This window comes from Pseudomonas sp. TUM25319 (assembly GCF_056388475.1).
The window spans coordinates 6,721,792-6,736,412 of sequence record NZ_CM150751.1; the positions used below are offsets into that span (position 1 = coordinate 6,721,792).

General features: G+C 64.0%; 18 protein-coding genes and 2 pseudogenes. 14 read left to right on the forward strand and 6 right to left on the reverse strand.

Annotated features, from left to right (window positions below):
• Window positions 1-12: 12 nt before the first annotated feature.
• Together argS and AC05QJ_RS30450 are read left to right on the forward strand one after the other, a co-directional pair.
• Window positions 13-1,749, forward strand: coding sequence for an arginine--tRNA ligase (gene argS, locus AC05QJ_RS30445; RefSeq protein ID WP_476744861.1), 1,737 nt, complete (start codon window positions 13-15; stop codon window positions 1,747-1,749).
• A 1-nt stretch (window position 1,750) separates the two neighbouring features.
• Window positions 1,751-2,443, forward strand: coding sequence for an SPOR domain-containing protein (locus AC05QJ_RS30450; RefSeq protein WP_476744862.1), 693 nt, complete (start codon window positions 1,751-1,753; stop codon window positions 2,441-2,443).
• A gap of 91 nt (window positions 2,444-2,534) precedes the next feature.
• Here the strand turns inward: AC05QJ_RS30450 and AC05QJ_RS30455 are convergent, their stop codons facing one another.
• Window positions 2,535-2,951, reverse strand: coding sequence for an NINE protein (locus AC05QJ_RS30455; RefSeq protein ID WP_476744863.1), 417 nt, complete (start codon window positions 2,949-2,951; stop codon window positions 2,535-2,537).
• A gap of 157 nt (window positions 2,952-3,108) precedes the next feature.
• On the opposite strand from AC05QJ_RS30455, the pseudogene AC05QJ_RS30460 reads away from it, so the two are divergent.
• Both AC05QJ_RS30460 and AC05QJ_RS30465 read left to right on the forward strand, forming a co-directional pair.
• Window positions 3,109-3,220 (forward strand): annotated as a pseudogene (locus AC05QJ_RS30460) (peptidase P60); the annotation flags it as partial.
• Window positions 3,221-3,300: 80 nt separating this feature from the next.
• Window positions 3,301-3,738, forward strand: a pseudogene (locus tag AC05QJ_RS30465) (C40 family peptidase); the annotation flags it as partial.
• Here the strand turns inward: AC05QJ_RS30465 and AC05QJ_RS30470 are convergent.
• A complete protein-coding gene (locus AC05QJ_RS30470) occupies window positions 3,735-4,769 on the reverse strand; it encodes a type IV pilus twitching motility protein PilT (protein WP_476744864.1) in 1,035 nt (344 codons plus the stop codon). The pseudogene AC05QJ_RS30465 and the gene AC05QJ_RS30470 overlap by 4 nt on opposite strands.
• A gap of 67 nt (window positions 4,770-4,836) precedes the next feature.
• Between AC05QJ_RS30470 and AC05QJ_RS30475 the strand changes: the two genes are divergently transcribed.
• The 9 genes from AC05QJ_RS30475 (at window position 4,837) to AC05QJ_RS30515 (ending at window position 11,495) form a co-directional block, all read left to right on the forward strand.
• Complete coding sequence (locus AC05QJ_RS30475) at window positions 4,837-5,523, forward strand: YggS family pyridoxal phosphate-dependent enzyme (RefSeq protein WP_476744865.1); 687 nt, start codon at window positions 4,837-4,839, stop codon at window positions 5,521-5,523.
• 38 nt (window positions 5,524-5,561) lie between these two features.
• Window positions 5,562-6,380, forward strand: a complete 819-nt coding sequence (proC, locus tag AC05QJ_RS30480) for a pyrroline-5-carboxylate reductase (RefSeq protein ID WP_476744866.1) — start codon at window positions 5,562-5,564, stop codon at window positions 6,378-6,380.
• A gap of 10 nt (window positions 6,381-6,390) precedes the next feature.
• Window positions 6,391-6,981, forward strand: coding sequence for a YggT family protein (locus AC05QJ_RS30485; protein WP_476744867.1), 591 nt, complete (start codon window positions 6,391-6,393; stop codon window positions 6,979-6,981).
• A gap of 148 nt (window positions 6,982-7,129) precedes the next feature.
• Window positions 7,130-8,269, forward strand: a complete 1,140-nt coding sequence (gene metX / locus AC05QJ_RS30490; protein ID WP_476744868.1) for a homoserine O-succinyltransferase MetX — start codon at window positions 7,130-7,132, stop codon at window positions 8,267-8,269.
• 7 nt (window positions 8,270-8,276) lie between these two features.
• Window positions 8,277-8,897 carry a methionine biosynthesis protein MetW gene (gene metW / locus AC05QJ_RS30495; protein ID WP_476744869.1) on the forward strand — a complete coding sequence of 207 codons (621 nt, stop codon included), beginning with the start codon at window positions 8,277-8,279 and terminating at the stop codon, window positions 8,895-8,897.
• Window positions 8,898-8,920: 23 nt separating this feature from the next.
• The gene (locus AC05QJ_RS30500) at window positions 8,921-9,355 is read left to right on the forward strand and encodes a DUF4426 domain-containing protein (protein WP_476744870.1); all 435 of its coding nucleotides are present in this window, start codon (window positions 8,921-8,923) and stop codon (window positions 9,353-9,355) included.
• On the forward strand, window positions 9,352-9,948 hold the full coding sequence (gene rdgB / locus AC05QJ_RS30505) for an RdgB/HAM1 family non-canonical purine NTP pyrophosphatase (RefSeq protein WP_476744871.1): 597 nt from the start codon (window positions 9,352-9,354) through the stop codon (window positions 9,946-9,948). The genes AC05QJ_RS30500 and rdgB overlap by 4 nt, the downstream gene beginning before the upstream one ends.
• Window positions 9,945-11,159 carry a radical SAM family heme chaperone HemW gene (gene hemW, locus AC05QJ_RS30510; protein ID WP_476744872.1) on the forward strand — a complete coding sequence of 405 codons (1,215 nt, stop codon included), beginning with the start codon at window positions 9,945-9,947 and terminating at the stop codon, window positions 11,157-11,159. The genes rdgB and hemW overlap by 4 nt, the downstream gene beginning before the upstream one ends.
• Before the next feature lie 9 nt (window positions 11,160-11,168).
• Window positions 11,169-11,495, forward strand: coding sequence for a DUF3392 family protein (locus AC05QJ_RS30515; RefSeq protein ID WP_476744873.1), 327 nt, complete (start codon window positions 11,169-11,171; stop codon window positions 11,493-11,495).
• A 51-nt stretch (window positions 11,496-11,546) separates the two neighbouring features.
• Here the strand turns inward: AC05QJ_RS30515 and trmB are convergent, their stop codons facing one another.
• The 4 genes from trmB to AC05QJ_RS30535 all read right to left on the reverse strand — a co-directional run bounded on the left by trmB (window position 11,547) and on the right by AC05QJ_RS30535 (window position 13,799).
• Entirely contained in the window at window positions 11,547-12,272 is a 726-nt protein-coding gene (trmB, locus tag AC05QJ_RS30520; protein WP_476744874.1) for a tRNA (guanosine(46)-N7)-methyltransferase TrmB, read from the reverse strand.
• A gap of 9 nt (window positions 12,273-12,281) precedes the next feature.
• Window positions 12,282-13,076 (reverse strand): thiazole synthase, encoded by a 795-nt coding sequence (locus AC05QJ_RS30525; RefSeq protein ID WP_476744875.1) that lies wholly within the window; start codon window positions 13,074-13,076, stop codon window positions 12,282-12,284.
• Between the two features lie 48 nt (window positions 13,077-13,124).
• Window positions 13,125-13,325 carry a sulfur carrier protein ThiS gene (gene thiS, locus AC05QJ_RS30530; RefSeq protein ID WP_476744876.1) on the reverse strand — a complete coding sequence of 67 codons (201 nt, stop codon included), beginning with the start codon at window positions 13,323-13,325 and terminating at the stop codon, window positions 13,125-13,127.
• A 102-nt stretch (window positions 13,326-13,427) separates the two neighbouring features.
• On the reverse strand, window positions 13,428-13,799 hold the full coding sequence (locus tag AC05QJ_RS30535; RefSeq protein WP_476744877.1) for a DUF423 domain-containing protein: 372 nt from the start codon (window positions 13,797-13,799) through the stop codon (window positions 13,428-13,430).
• A gap of 78 nt (window positions 13,800-13,877) precedes the next feature.
• Here AC05QJ_RS30535 and mtgA point away from each other — a divergent pair, with 78 nt between their 5' ends.
• Window positions 13,878-14,579 carry a monofunctional biosynthetic peptidoglycan transglycosylase gene (gene mtgA / locus AC05QJ_RS30540; protein WP_476744878.1) on the forward strand — a complete coding sequence of 234 codons (702 nt, stop codon included), beginning with the start codon at window positions 13,878-13,880 and terminating at the stop codon, window positions 14,577-14,579.
• Window positions 14,580-14,621 lie beyond the last annotated feature (42 nt).

The window sequence follows — 14,621 nt, forward strand, 5'->3', positions numbered from 1 at the left end:
AAAGAGAACCCCATGAAAGACACCATTCGCCAGCTTATCCAGCAAGCCCTGACCCAACTCACCGCCGACGGTGTGCTGCCTGAAGGGCTGGCGCCGGCGATCCAGGTGGAGAACGCCCGCGACAAAACCCACGGCGATTTCGCCAGCAATATCGCCATGATGCTGGCCAAGCCGGCCGGCCTGAAGCCACGCGACCTGGCCGAAAAGCTCATCGCCGCACTGCCGGCCGATCCGCAGATCAGCAAGGTCGAGATTGCCGGCCCCGGTTTCCTCAACTTCTTCCAGAACACCCAGGCCCTGGCCTCGCGCCTGGACGCCGCCCTGGCCGACGCCAAACTGGGCGTGCACAAGGCCGGCCCGCAGCAGAAAGTGGTCATCGACCTGTCCGCGCCGAACCTGGCCAAGGAAATGCACGTCGGCCACCTGCGCTCCACCATCATCGGTGACGCCGTGGCGCGGGTCCTGGAATTCCTCGGCGACGAAGTGATCCGCCAGAACCACGTGGGCGACTGGGGCACCCAGTTCGGCATGCTGCTGGCCTACCTGGAAGAAAACCCCATCACCAGCGACGAGCTGTCGGACCTGGAGAACTTCTACCGCGCCGCCAAGAAGCGCTTCGACGAATCCGAAGCATTCGCCGACCGCGCCCGCGGCCTGGTGGTCAAGCTGCAGGCCGGCGACGCCGACTGCCTGGCCCTTTGGACCCGCTTCAAGGACATCTCGCTGTCCCACTGCCAGAAGACCTACGAACTGCTCAACGTCAAACTGACCATGGCCGACGTGATGGGTGAAAGCGCCTACAACGACGACCTGGCCAACGTGGTCAGCGACCTCAAGGCCAAAGGCCTGCTGGTGGAGAGCAACGGCGCCCAGTGCGTATTCCTCGAGGAGTTCAAGACCGCCGACGGCGACCCGCTGCCAGTGATCGTGCAGAAGGCCGATGGCGGCTACCTGTACGCCACCACCGACCTCGCCGCCGTGCGCTACCGCAGCAACGTGCTGCACGCTGATCGCGCCCTCTACTTCGTCGACCAGCGCCAGGCCCTGCACTTCCAGCAGGTGTTCGAAGTGGCCCGCCGCGCCGGCTTCATCAGCCACCCGATGCAGACCGAGCACATGGGCTTCGGCACCATGAACGGTGCCGACGGTCGTCCGTTCAAGACCCGCGACGGCGGCACCGTGAAGCTGATCGACCTGCTGACCGAGGCCAAGGAACGCGCCTACGCGCTGGTCAAGGAAAAGAACCCGGAGCTTGCCGAAGACGAACTGCGCGCCATCGCCAAGGTCGTCGGCATCGGCGCGGTGAAATATGCCGACCTGTCCAAGCACCGCACCAGCGACTACAGCTTCAACTTCGACCTGATGCTGAACTTCGAAGGCAACACCGCGCCTTACCTGCTCTACGCCTACACCCGCGTGGCCGGCGTGTTCCGCAAGCTGGGCAAGGACTTCAGCGAAGTCGACGGCCAGATCGTGCTGCAGGCCGCGCAGGAGCAAGACCTGGCCGCGCGCCTGGCGCAGTTCGCCGAGATCCTCAACAACGTTGCCGAGAAGGGCACGCCACATATCCTGTGCGCCTACCTGTACGACGTTGCCGGCCTGTTCTCCAGCTTCTACGAGAACTGCCCGATCCTCGCCGCCGAAACCCCGAAGCAACAGCAGAGCCGCCTGCGCCTGGCTGCCCTGACCGGCCGCACCTTGAAACAGGGCCTGGAACTGCTGGGCCTGGAAACCCTGGAGCGCATGTAAGTTGGCTGCCAAGAAAAAACCCGCCCCCAAGCGCGGCGCCAGCCGCTACCAGCCGCCGGCGAAGAAGCCGATTCCGGGCTGGCTGTGGATGGCGATCGGCCTGACGGTCGGTGCCTTCATCGTGTTCCTGATGAAGCTCGAACCCGGGCGGGATGACATCAAGCGGGAAAAACCCGAGCAGCAGCAAAAAGCGGAGAAAGCCGCCGAGGCCAACAAGACGCCACCCAGCCCACAGCAGCCGGTGAAGCCGAAATACGACTTCTACACCCTGCTGCCGGAGTCCGAGGTGATCGTGCCGCCCGAAGCCGTGCCGGAGAAAACCCCGCCGGTGCCGGCGCAACCTCCGGTGACCCCGGCCGAAGCGGCGAAAATCGATACCGCCCGGGCCCAGGCCGCGCTCAACGGCGAAACCCCGCCGCCCGCACCGCCAGTGATCAAACCGGCCGCCACCACGCAGTTCTACCTGCAGGCCGGCTCGTTCCGTAAACAGGCGGATGCGGACAAGGTTCGTGCGCAGATCATCCTGCTCGGCCAGTCGGTGCAGGTGGAATCCGGGACGGTCAAGGAAGAGACCTGGTACCGGGTGCTGGTCGGCCCGTTCAGCAACCGCGAGCAGTTGACTGTGGCCCAGAAGCAGTTGGCGGGCAGCGGATTCAACAACCTGCTGTTGCAGCAGCGGCAAACTCGGCAATAAGCAGCTGCAAGCTGCAAGCTGCAAGAAGACGGCGCACCCAGCACCTGCTCTTCCTTGCAGCTTGAAGCTGGCAACTTGCAGCTGCTTCTAGTCAGTAGCGCTGCGCATTCTTCATCGAAACCTGCGTATTCAGCGTCCAGAAGTCATACAGCACCCCCACCAGGAACAACCCACCGGTGAACAGGTAGATAACCCCGGTAATCCACTTGCCCTGGTACATGCGGTGCACACCGAAAACGCCAAGAAACGTCAGCAGCACCCAAGCGATGTTGTAGTCCAGTGGCCCCGCGTGGAAGCGAAGGTCGGCCTCACGGTCCATGGCCGGAATCAGAAACAGGTCGATCAGCCAGCCAATCCCCAGCAATCCCAAGGTGCAGAACCAGATCGTACCGGTCACCGGCTTGCCGTAGTAGAAGCGGTGCGAGCCCGTGAAGCCGAAGATCCACAGCAGGTAACCGATGACCTTGCTGTGAGTGTCGGGACGTCCGTCCTGTTGATAACCGTTCATTCATAGCCCCCGCGGGTTAGAGAAAAATTTTCTAAGAAAATATGTGACTTTTTTCGATCGAGCCGACGTATGACACTTTTGAGACGACCAGTGGATCAGAAAATGACCAAAAAGCTGTTATAAAGTTGCGCGCCAACACCCATAAGAGCCTTGCCTAATGCATTCATTCTTCAAGACATGGCTGACTATTTGCCTATTATTGCCACTGGCCGCCCACGCCACCAACCGTGAGCAACGTCTTCCCAACGGCTTTTCCGGATCGACCGCCCACGCTACCGCCGTCCGTTCCAGCAAGAGCGTTACCGGCAAGCCGCAACACAGCCGCCATGTCGCTGTGGCCGCGCAGCATGTGGCGCAGATGTCGCCCAGCCAGAGCAGCGACGTGCTCAGCCGCGCAGTCAACCAGCTCGGTACGCCGTACCGCTGGGGCGGCAGCACACCAGGCAAGGGCTTCGATTGCAGCGGCCTGGTCAAGTACGCCTTCAACGATATCGATGAAGTCGATCTCCCTCGCACGTCCAACGCCATGGCCACGGGCGACCACGGTGTGAAAGTCGCCCGCAGCGACCTCAAGCCAGGCGACCTGCTGTTCTTCAACATCAAGAGCCGCCGGGTCAACCATGTGGCCATCTACCTGGGCAACGACCGCTTCATCCATGCCCCGCGCACCGGCAAGCGCGTCAGCATCGACACGCTGAACAAACCGTACTGGCAGAAACGCTACGTGGTCGCCAAACGTGTGCTGCCACCGGAACAAGCGCAGCAACTGCGCGTGGCCAAGCGCTAAGGCACCGAGGGCGAACGCCTGTTCGCCCTCGCGCTTTCTGCACTGATCTGCCCCTGCCCCACCAGACGCTGAAGGTTGCTGTCCAGGGTCTGCATCCCTTGCCCTACGCCGGTCTGCATCGCCGAATACAACTGCGCCATCTTGCCTTCGCGAATCAGCGTGCGAACCGCCGGCGTCGCTATCAGGATTTCATGGGCCGCCACCCGGCCACCACCGGTTCGCGGTACCAGCACCTGCGACACCACCGCCTGCAACGACTCCGCCAGCAGGCTGCGCACCATGGTTTTCTCTTCACCGGCGAAGACGTCGACGATACGGTCGATACTCTTTACCGCCGACGAGGTGTGCAACGTCGCCAGTACCAGATGCCCGGTTTCCGCAGCGGTCAGGGCCAGACGGATAGTCTCCAGGTCGCGCAGCTCGCCCAGCATGATCACGTCGGGGTCCTGACGCAGCGCCGCCCGCAGGGCCTGGGCGAACCCGGGGCTGTGGCGCGGCACCTCGCGCTGAGTGATCTGGCTGCGCTGCGGCGCATGGATGAACTCCAGCGGGTCTTCAAGGGTGAGGATATGCAGCTCGCGTTGACGATTGAGGTGGTCCACCAGCGCCGCCAGGGTGGTGGACTTGCCCGAACCGGTGGGCCCGGTGACCAGCAGCAGCCCGGACTCGGCATCCAGCAGGCGGCGGAATGCCTCGCCCAGCCCCAGCTCCCCGAGGCTGGGTACCCGCTGTGGCAACAGGCGCAGTACCGCGCCGGCGCCGTGCAATTGCTCGAACACGTTCACCCGGCAACGCGGCACGCCGGGCAGGGCCAAAGCGAAGTCCAGATCGCGGCGCTCGTCGAATTCGCGCAGTTGCTGCTCGCTCATGACCTGTGACAGCAGCGAACCCATCGTCGCCGGCGCCAGTGGCGGCAGGTCCAGCGGGCGCATCCGCCCATCCACGCGCAAGGCAGGCACCCGGCCAGCGGCCAGATGCAGATCGGAAGCGCTCTCCCTGAGCGCCAGGGCCAACAGCCCGGTCATTTCCATAAGACTCCCCAAAGGCCGACAAGCGGGTAGAATGCCCCGGACCCAATGACCCGCTGGCATCGAATCCATGTCCGCCATAGCAGACAACCTTTCCACGCTCGCCGGACGCATCCGCGGCGCTGCCGAGGCGTGCGGGCGCGACCCGGCAAGCATCCAGCTGCTGGCCGTGAGCAAGACCAAGCCCGCCGAAGCCGTGCGCGAAGCCTTTGCCGCCGGGGTCCGCGATGTCGGCGAGAACTACCTTCAGGAAGCCCTGGGCAAACAGACACAATTGTCCGACCTGCCCTTGACCTGGCACTTCATCGGCCCCATTCAGTCGAACAAGACGCGCGCCATTGCCGAACATTTCGACTGGGTACATTCGGTGGATCGACTGAAAATCGCACAACGCCTCTCCGAGCAACGCCCCGCCGGGCTGCCGCCGCTCAACCTGTGCCTGCAGGTCAACGTCAGCGGCGAAGCCAGCAAGTCCGGCTGCACCCCCGAAGAACTCCCGGCCCTGGCCGCCGCCGTCGCCGCCCTGCCGAACCTGCGGCTGCGCGGCCTGATGGCGATCCCCGAACCCACCGACGACCGCTCCGTCCAGGACGCCGCGTTCGCCCGTGTGCGCGAACTGCAAGACAGCCTCGGACTGGGCCTCGACAGCCTGTCCATGGGCATGAGCCACGACCTGGAAAGCGCCATCGCCCAGGGCGCGACCTGGGTCCGCATCGGCACCGCGCTGTTCGGCGCCCGCGACTATGGCCAAGCCTGACCCATGCATCTTTCATCTTCTTCTCGCAAGGACCTGACATGAGCAAGACTCGTATTGCCTTTATCGGCGCCGGCAACATGGCGGCCAGCCTGATCGGCGGCCTGCGCGCCCAGGGCCTGGAAGCCGCGCAGATCCGCGCCAGCGACCCGGGTGCCGAACAACGGGCCAAGATCCACGCCGAACACGGCATCGAGATGTTCGAAAACAACGCCCAGGCCGTCGAAGGCGCCGACGTGGTGGTGCTGGCGGTCAAGCCACAGGCCATGAAAGCCGTCTGTGAAGCCCTCAAGCCAAGCCTGAAACCCGAACAACTGGTGGTCTCCATCGCCGCCGGCATCACTTGCGCCAGCATGAACAACTGGCTCGGCGCCCAGCCGATTGTCCGTTGCATGCCCAACACCCCGGCGCTGCTGCGCCAGGGCGTCAGCGGTCTGTACGCCACTGCCGAAGTGTCCGCCGAGCAGCGCCAGCAGGCCGAGCAGCTGTTGTCCGCCGTGGGCATCGCCCTGTGGCTGGACAGCGAAGAGCAACTGGACGCGGTCACTGCGGTCTCCGGCAGCGGCCCGGCGTACTTCTTCCTGCTGATCGAGGCCATGACCGCCGCCGGCGAGAAACTCGGCCTGCCGCGCGAGACCGCCTCGAAGCTGACCCTGCAGACCGCCCTGGGCGCCGCGCACATGGCGGTGTCCAGTGATGTGGACGCTGCCGAACTACGTCGCCGGGTGACCTCGCCAAACGGCACCACCGAAGCGGCGATCAAATCGTTCCAGGCCAATGGTTTTGAAGCACTGGTCGAGAAAGCGCTGGGCGCTGCGGCGCACCGCTCGGCCGAAATGGCCGAACAACTGGGCAATTAAGGAGCCGGAAATGATTGGACTGAGTACCGCCGCAGTATTCATCTTGCAAACCATCGGCAGCCTCTACCTGCTGATCATCATGCTGCGCTTCATCCTGCAACTGGTCCGCGCGGACTTCTACAACCCACTGAGCCAGTTCGCCGTGCGCGCCACCCAGCCGCTGCTCAAGCCGATGCGCCGGGTGATCCCGAGCCTGTTCGGCCTGGACATGTCTTCGCTGGTGCTGGCGATCCTGGTGCAGATGGCCCTGATGGCGCTGATCCTGCTGCTGCTCTACGGCACCATCGGCAACCCGGTACAACTGCTGATCTGGTCGCTGATCGGCGTCACCGCGCTGTTCCTGAACATCTTCTTCTACGCACTGATCATCAGCGTAATCCTGTCCTGGGTCGCGCCTGGCAGCCACAACCCGGGTGCCGAACTGATCAACCAGATCTGCGACCCGTTCCTGGCGCCATTCCGCCGCTTGCTGCCAAACCTCGGCGGCCTGGACATCTCGCCGATCCTGGCATTCATGGTGCTCAAGCTGCTGGACATGCTGGTCATCAACAACCTGGCAGCCATGACCCTGATGCCGGAAGTCCTGCGCCGACTGGTCTGACCGCTCCGTCAGCAACACCCTGCGGACCCGCGCCACGATCCCCCGTGGCGCCGGGCCCGAAGGCGAGTGCGACAACCCCCGGCACATTGCTTGCCGCCCACTCCGGTGGTCTTTAGACTTACGCCTCATTCAGATGTGAGCAGGGTCGATGTCCACTGTCTTTCCCGAAGATTCGGTCGGTCTGGTAACACCTCAACTGGCGCAATTCGACGAGCCCCTGGCCCTGGCCTGCGGCCGCTCGCTGGCCTCCTACGAACTGATCTACGAAACCTACGGCACGCTCAACAGCAGTGCCAGCAACGCCGTGCTCATCTGTCACGCGCTGTCCGGCCATCACCATGCCGCCGGCTACCACAAGCCCGATGACCGCAAGCCCGGCTGGTGGGACAGTTGCATCGGCCCCGGCAAGCCCATCGACACCAACCGTTTCTTCGTGGTCAGCCTGAACAACCTCGGCGGCTGCAACGGCAGTACCGGGCCGAGTAGCGTCAATCCCGCCACCGGCAAGCCCTACGGCGCCGATTTCCCGGTGCTGACCGTGGAAGACTGGGTGCACAGCCAGGCGCGCCTGGCCGACCGCCTGGGCATCCAGCAATGGGCGGCCGTGGTCGGTGGCAGCCTCGGCGGCATGCAGGCGCTGCAGTGGACCATCACCTATCCCGATCGCGTGCGCCATTGCGTGGACATCGCCTCGGCGCCCAAGCTGTCGGCGCAGAACATCGCCTTCAACGAAGTCGCCCGCCAGTCCATCCTCACCGACCCGGAATTCCACGGCGGCTCGTTCCAGGAACAGGGCGTGATCCCCAAGCGCGGCCTGATGCTGGCGCGGATGGTGGGCCATATCACCTACCTGTCCGATGACTCCATGGGCGAGAAATTCGGCCGCGAGCTCAAGAGCGACAAGCTCAACTACGACTTCCACAGCGTCGAGTTCCAGGTCGAGAGCTACCTGCGCTACCAGGGCGAGGAGTTCTCCGGGCGCTTCGACGCCAACACCTACCTGCTGATGACCAAGGCGCTGGACTACTTCGACCCGGCGGCCAAATACAATGGCGACCTGGCGGCGACCCTGGCCCATGTCACGGCGGATTACTGCGTGATGTCGTTCACCACCGACTGGCGCTTCTCGCCGGCCCGCTCGCGGGAAATCGTCGATGCCCTGATCGCCGCGCGCAAGAACGTCTGCTACCTGGACATCGACTCGCCCTATGGCCACGACGCCTTCCTGATCCCGACCCCACGCTACATCCAGGGCTTCTCCAACTACATGAACCGCATCGTCTGCTGAGGAATCCATGAGAGCCGATTTGGAAATCATCCAGGACTGGATCCCCGCCGGCAGCCGTGTGCTCGACCTGGGCTGCGGCAATGGCGAGCTGCTCGCCTCGCTGCGCGACACCAAGCAGGTCACCGGCTACGGCCTGGAGATCGACGCCGACAACATCGCCCAGTGCGTGGCCAAGGGCGTCAACGTCATCGAGCAGGACCTGGACAAGGGCCTGGGCAACTTCGCCAGCAACAGCTTCGACGTGGTGGTCATGACCCAGGCGCTGCAGGCGGTGGAGTATCCGGACCGGATCCTCGACGAAATGCTGCGGGTCGGGCGCCAGTGCATCATCACCTTCCCCAACTTCGGCCACTGGCGGTGCCGCTGGTACCTGGCGACCAAAGGTCGCATGCCGGTGTCCGACTTCATGCCGTATACCTGGTACAACACGCCGAACATCCACTTCTGCACCTTCGAGGACTTCGAAGCCCTGTGCAGCGAGCGGCGCGCCCAGGTGCTCGACCGCCTGGCAGTGGACAATCGTCACCGTAACGGATGGGCCGGACGGCTTTGGCCTAATCTTTTAGGTGAAATCGGTATTTACCGTGTCAGCAGCCCCGGCCTGCAGGAGCACAAGGTCGCGGTCTGACCCGCCCACCAGAGGATACGATCATGCGTCGCCTAACGATGTTTCTGTTCAGCCTGTGCCTGGCCTTGCCGGTACTGGCTGCCGATGCTGCAAAGCCCGATCGCAAGGAAGTCTTCGGCGATATCACCGTGCACTACAGCGTCTTCAACTCCACCTTCGTGCAGCCGGCCACGGCTCAGGCTGCGGGCCTGGCGCGCAGCAAGAACCAGGGCATCGTCAATATCACCGTGCTCAAGGCTGGCAAACCGAGCGTCGCCAATGTCAGTGGTTCGGTCAGCGACCTGACCAGCCGCCAGATGCCCCTGTCGTTCAGGCAGGTCACCGATCAGGGCGCCATTTACTACCTGGCCCAGTTCCCGATCGAACAGGAAGAGTCGCGCACCTTTGCGATTACCGTGGGCTCGGGCGACAACACGAATAACTTCAGCTTCACTCAGACCGTTTTCCCAGGCGAATGATGAATATCCAGCAACTCGTACTGGCCAGCCACAACGCTGGCAAACTCAAGGAACTGCAGGCCATGCTCGGTGAGTCCGTGCAACTGCGCTCCATCGGTGAATTCAGCGACGTCGAACCGGAAGAAACCGGCCTCTCGTTCGTCGAGAACGCCATCCTCAAGGCCCGCAACGCCGCGCGCATCTCCGGCCTGCCGGCGCTGGCCGACGACTCGGGCCTGGCGGTGGACTTCCTCGGCGGTGCGCCGGGCATCTATTCGGCACGCTACGCCGACGGCAAGGGCGACGCGGCGAACAACGCCAAGCTGCTCGACGCCCTGAAAGACGTGCCGCAAGACCAGCGCGGTGCGCAGTTCGTCTGCGTGCTGGCGCTGGTTCGCCACGCCGACGACCCACTGCCGATTCTTTGTGAAGGCCTCTGGCACGGCCGCATCCTCACCGCCGCCAGCGGCGAGCACGGCTTCGGCTACGACCCGCTGTTCTGGGTACCTGAGCGTGAATGTTCCAGCGCCGAACTGGCACCCGCCGAGAAGAACCAATTGAGTCATCGCGCCCGCGCCATGAGCCTGTTGCGTCAACGTCTGGGCCTGGCATGACCGAAAAATCGCCGGCACAGCCACTGCATCTGGGCGAGGCTGGCTTCACATCCCAAGCACCACGGGCGGCCTTGCCGCAACTGCCGCCCCTGGCGCTGTACATCCATATTCCGTGGTGCGTGCGCAAATGCCCGTACTGCGATTTCAACTCCCACGCCGCCACCCCCGAGCTGCCTGAAGAGGCTTACGTCGACGCGCTGCTGGCCGACCTCGACCAGGAACTGCCAGCCGTTCATGGCCGGCCGATCAGCTCGATCTTCTTCGGCGGCGGCACGCCCAGCCTGTTCAGCGCCAAGGCCCTCGGGCGTTTGCTGGCCGGGGTGGAACAGCGGATTCCGTTCGCCAGCGATATCGAAATCACCCTGGAAGCCAACCCGGGCACCTTCGAACAGGAAAAATTCAAGGCGTACCGCCAACTGGGCATCAATCGCCTGTCCATCGGCATCCAGAGCTTCCAGCAAGCCAAGCTGGAAGCGCTGGGGCGTATCCACAACGGTGACGAAGCGGTCCGCGCCGCCGGCATGGCGCGCAACGCCGGGTTCGACAACTTCAACCTCGACCTGATGCACGGCCTGCCCGACCAATCGCTGGAAGAGGCAGTGGGCGACCTGCAACAGGCCATCGACCTCGGCCCGACGCACCTGTCCTGGTACCAACTGACCCTGGAGCCGAACACCGTGTTCTGGAACCAGCCACCGGAGTTGCCGGAGGACGACATCCTCTGGGACATCCAGGAAGCCGGCCAGGCCCTGATGGCCCGCCACGGTTATCACCAGTACGAGATCTCGGCCTACGCGCAGCCCGGCCGGGCGGCGCGACACAATCTGAATTACTGGAGCTTCGGCGATTTCATCGGCATTGGTGCCGGTGCCCACGGCAAGCTCAGCCATCCCGACGGCCGTATCCTGCGCACCTGGAAGACCCGGCTGCCGAAGGACTACCTGAACCCGGCCAAGGCCTTCAAGGCCGGGGAAAAGCTGCTGCCGCTGGACGAGCTGCCCTTCGAATTCCTGATGAACGCCCTGCGCCTCACCGACGGCGTCGAGGCCAGGCTGTTCACCCAGCGTACCGGGCTGCCAATGGAGCAACTGGCGCAAGCGCGTCGCGAGGCCGAACAAAAGGGTCTTTTGCAAGTCGAACCGACGCGACTGGTCGCGACGCCGCGCGGCCAGTTGTTCCTCAATGACCTGTTGCAGTACTTCTTGACCTAAGGAAAGCGCATGGACCTGGTACTCGACCTGCTCTCGACCGTCTCCCGCTGGAGCCGTGGCAATCTTTCGGAAATCTCGCTGGCCCTGGTCGGCTGCCTGCTGGTGCTGTTCGGCACCGATATCAAAAGCTGGGTCGAAGGCCGCCTCGGCGGTCTGGCCGGCGCCTTGCGGGTGCCGTTCATGGCCCTGCTGGTACTGATCGGCAGCGGCGCGGCGCTGATCTACGCAACGCCGTGGGTGGTGAAGGGCCTGAGCCAGTTCAACAACTACGCGCTGGCGCCGGTGTTGCTGGTGGTGCTGGTGTTGATCGGCGTGGTGGCTGATCGGCGGGGGTAAAAACCTGAAGGCCCCATCGCTGGCAAGCGATGGGGCCCCAAGATCACGCCATCAATCAGCCAGCTTCTCGTACTTCAGGTCCCACACCCCATGTCCCAGCCGCTCGCCGCGGCGTTCGAACTTGGTGATCGGGCGCTCTTCAGGACGCGGCACGTAGGTGCCATCCGCCGCCTGGTTACGGTAACCCGGCGCGACGCTCATCACTTCCAGCATGTACTCGGCATAGGGCTCCCAGTCGGTGGCCATATGGAATACGCCGCCCACCTTCAGCTTGCGCCGCACCAGCTCGGCGAACTCCGGCTGGACGATGCGGCGCTTGTGATGGCGACTCTTGTGCCACGGGTCGGGGAAGAACAGCATCAGGCGGTCGAGGCTGCCGTCGGCCACGCACTTGTTCAGCACTTCGATGGCATCGCAGTCGTACACCCGCAGGTTCTTCAGTCCCTGGGTCAGCACGCCGTTGAGCAGCGCACCAACACCCGGACGGTGCACTTCGACACCGATGAAGTCCTGCTCCGGCGCAGCAGCAGCCATTTCCAGCAGGGAATGGCCCATGCCGAAGCCGATTTCCAGGGTACGCGGCGCCGAGCGACCGAACACCTGGTCGTAGTCCACCGGGCTGTCCGCCAGCTTCAGGATGTACATCGGGCCACCCTGGTCGAGGCCGCGTTGCTGGCCTTCGGTCATGCGGCCAGCGCGCATCACGAAACTCTTGATACGGCGGTATTGGCGCTCTTCGCCTTCGGCGGCGTTCGGCGTTTCTTGCGATTCAGTCATCAGACGCTCTTACTTGATCAGGCCATCCAGCGGCGACGAGGCGCTGGCATAGAGTTTTTTCGGCATGCGGCCGGCCAGATAGGCCATGCGACCAGCAACGATGGCGTGCTTCATCGCTTCGGCCATCAGGATCGGCTGCTGGGCGTGGGCGATGGCCGAGTTCATCAGTACGGCCTCGCAGCCCAGTTCCATGGCGATGGTGGCATCGGAGGCAGTACCGACACCGGCGTCCACCAGCACGGGCACTTTGGCTTCTTCGAGGATGATCTGCAGGTTGTACGGGTTGCAGATCCCCAGGCCAGTACCGATCAGGCCGGCCAGCGGCATGACCGCGATGCAGCCGGCTTCGGCCAGCTGACGGGCGATGATCGGGTCATCGCTGGTGTAGACCATTACGTCGAAACCGTCCTTGACCAGCACTTCGGCGGCCTTGAGGGTCTCGATCACGTTAGGGAACAGGGTCTTCTGGTCGGCCAGGACTTCCAGCTTGACCAGATTGTGGCCGTCCAGCAGCTCACGGGCCAGGCGGCAGGTGCGCACGGCCTCGACCGCGTCGTAGCAGCCCGCAGTGTTCGGCAGGATGGTGTAACGGTCTGGCGGCAGCACGTCGAGCAGGTTCGGCTCGCCCGGGTTCTGGCCGATGTTGGTCCGGCGCACGGCGACGGTGACGATCTCGGCACCCGAAGCCTCGATGGCCAGGCGGGTTTCTTCCAGATCACGGTACTTGCCGGTGCCGACCAGCAGGCGCGACTGGAAGGTACGACCGGCCAGGGTGAAGGGCTTGTCGCTACGAACGTTGCTCATCGGTAATCCTCTTGAAGGTTGAGGGACTTGCAGGTGAAGCGCGAGGCGTCAGCCGCCGCCGATCGCGTGGACGACTTCGACCTGATCGCCCTCGTTCAAGGCAGTGCTGTTGTGCTGGCTGCGCGGCACGATGTCCAGGTTCAGTTCGACCGCTACCCGGCGCCCGGCCAGATCGAGCCGGCTCAGCAGGGCCGCGACGCTCTCGCCATCGGGCAATTCGAAGGGTTCACCGTTCAATTGAATGCGCATGCGCACGGCCGCCATTATTTTTAGGGGCCCGCATTCTAGCGCCGATCCGTGGCCGAACCCAAGGCCGGCCAACACCATTCGTCACGATTTTCGACCCGTGAGTCAGTTCATCCGCCAGGCCGTCAGGCCCAGGCAAAGCCAGCCGGCAAGGAACGCCGTGCCGCCCAGCGGCGTGATCATGCCGAGCTTGCCGATACCCGTGAGCGTCAGGACGTACAGGCTGCCGGAGAACAGCAGGATGCCGAGGATGAACAGCGCGCCAGCCCAGGTCACCAGTTTGCCCGGCAGGTGCACGCTGAGGATGGCGACACCGAACAGGGCCAGGGCATGGATCAGCTGGTAGGTAACGCCGGTGTGGAAGATCGCCAGGTACTCGGCGCTGAGGCGCGCCTTGAGTCCGTGGGCCGCGAAGGCACCGAGGGCCACGCCAGTGAAACCGAAGAACGCGGCAAGCAAGAGGAAACTGCGAAGCATGGAACGACTCCTTGAGGGCATCCTGGGGCACAGGGCCTGTATAATGGCCCGCTCATCCGTCGCGGCCAAGCCATCATCATGCTGTCACTCGTTCTTCGACGCCTTGCTCGCGCCCTGCTCTGGTTTGCCGGCGGCAGCGTGCTGCTGGTGCTGATCTTCCGCTGGGTCCCGCCGCCGGGCACGGCGCTGATGGTCGAGCGCAAGGTCGAATCCTGGTTCGACGGCCAGCCCATCGACCTGCAGCGGGACTGGGAGCCGTGGGAACGGATCTCCGACGACCTGAAAGTCGCAGTGATCGCCGGCGAAGACCAGAAGTTCGCCAGTCACTGGGGCTTCGACTTCACGGCCATCCAGGCCGCCCTGGCCCATAACGAACGCGGCGGCACGATTCGCGGCGCCAGCACCCTCAGCCAGCAGGTCGCGAAGAACCAGTTCCTGTGGTCGGGTCGCAGTTGGCTGCGCAAGGGCCTGGAAGCCTGGTTTACCGCGCTGATCGAGCTGCTCTGGTCGAAGGAGCGGATCCTTGAGGTCTATCTCAACAGTGCGGAGTGGGACGAAGGGGTCTTTGGCGCCCAGGCGGCGGCCCGTCATCACTTCGGCGTGGATGCCAGCCGCCTGTCGCGCCAGCAGGCCAGCCTGCTGGCCGCCGTACTGCCCAACCCGCGCAACTGGAGCGCCAGCCGGCCAAGCAGCTATGTGGCGCGACGGGCCGGGTGGATTCGGCAGCAGATGAGCCAGTTGGGTGGGGACAGCTATCTGGAGCAATTGCAGGGCCGGTGAGAGCGCCTGACAGCCAATAAAAAACCCGACCTTTCGAGTCGG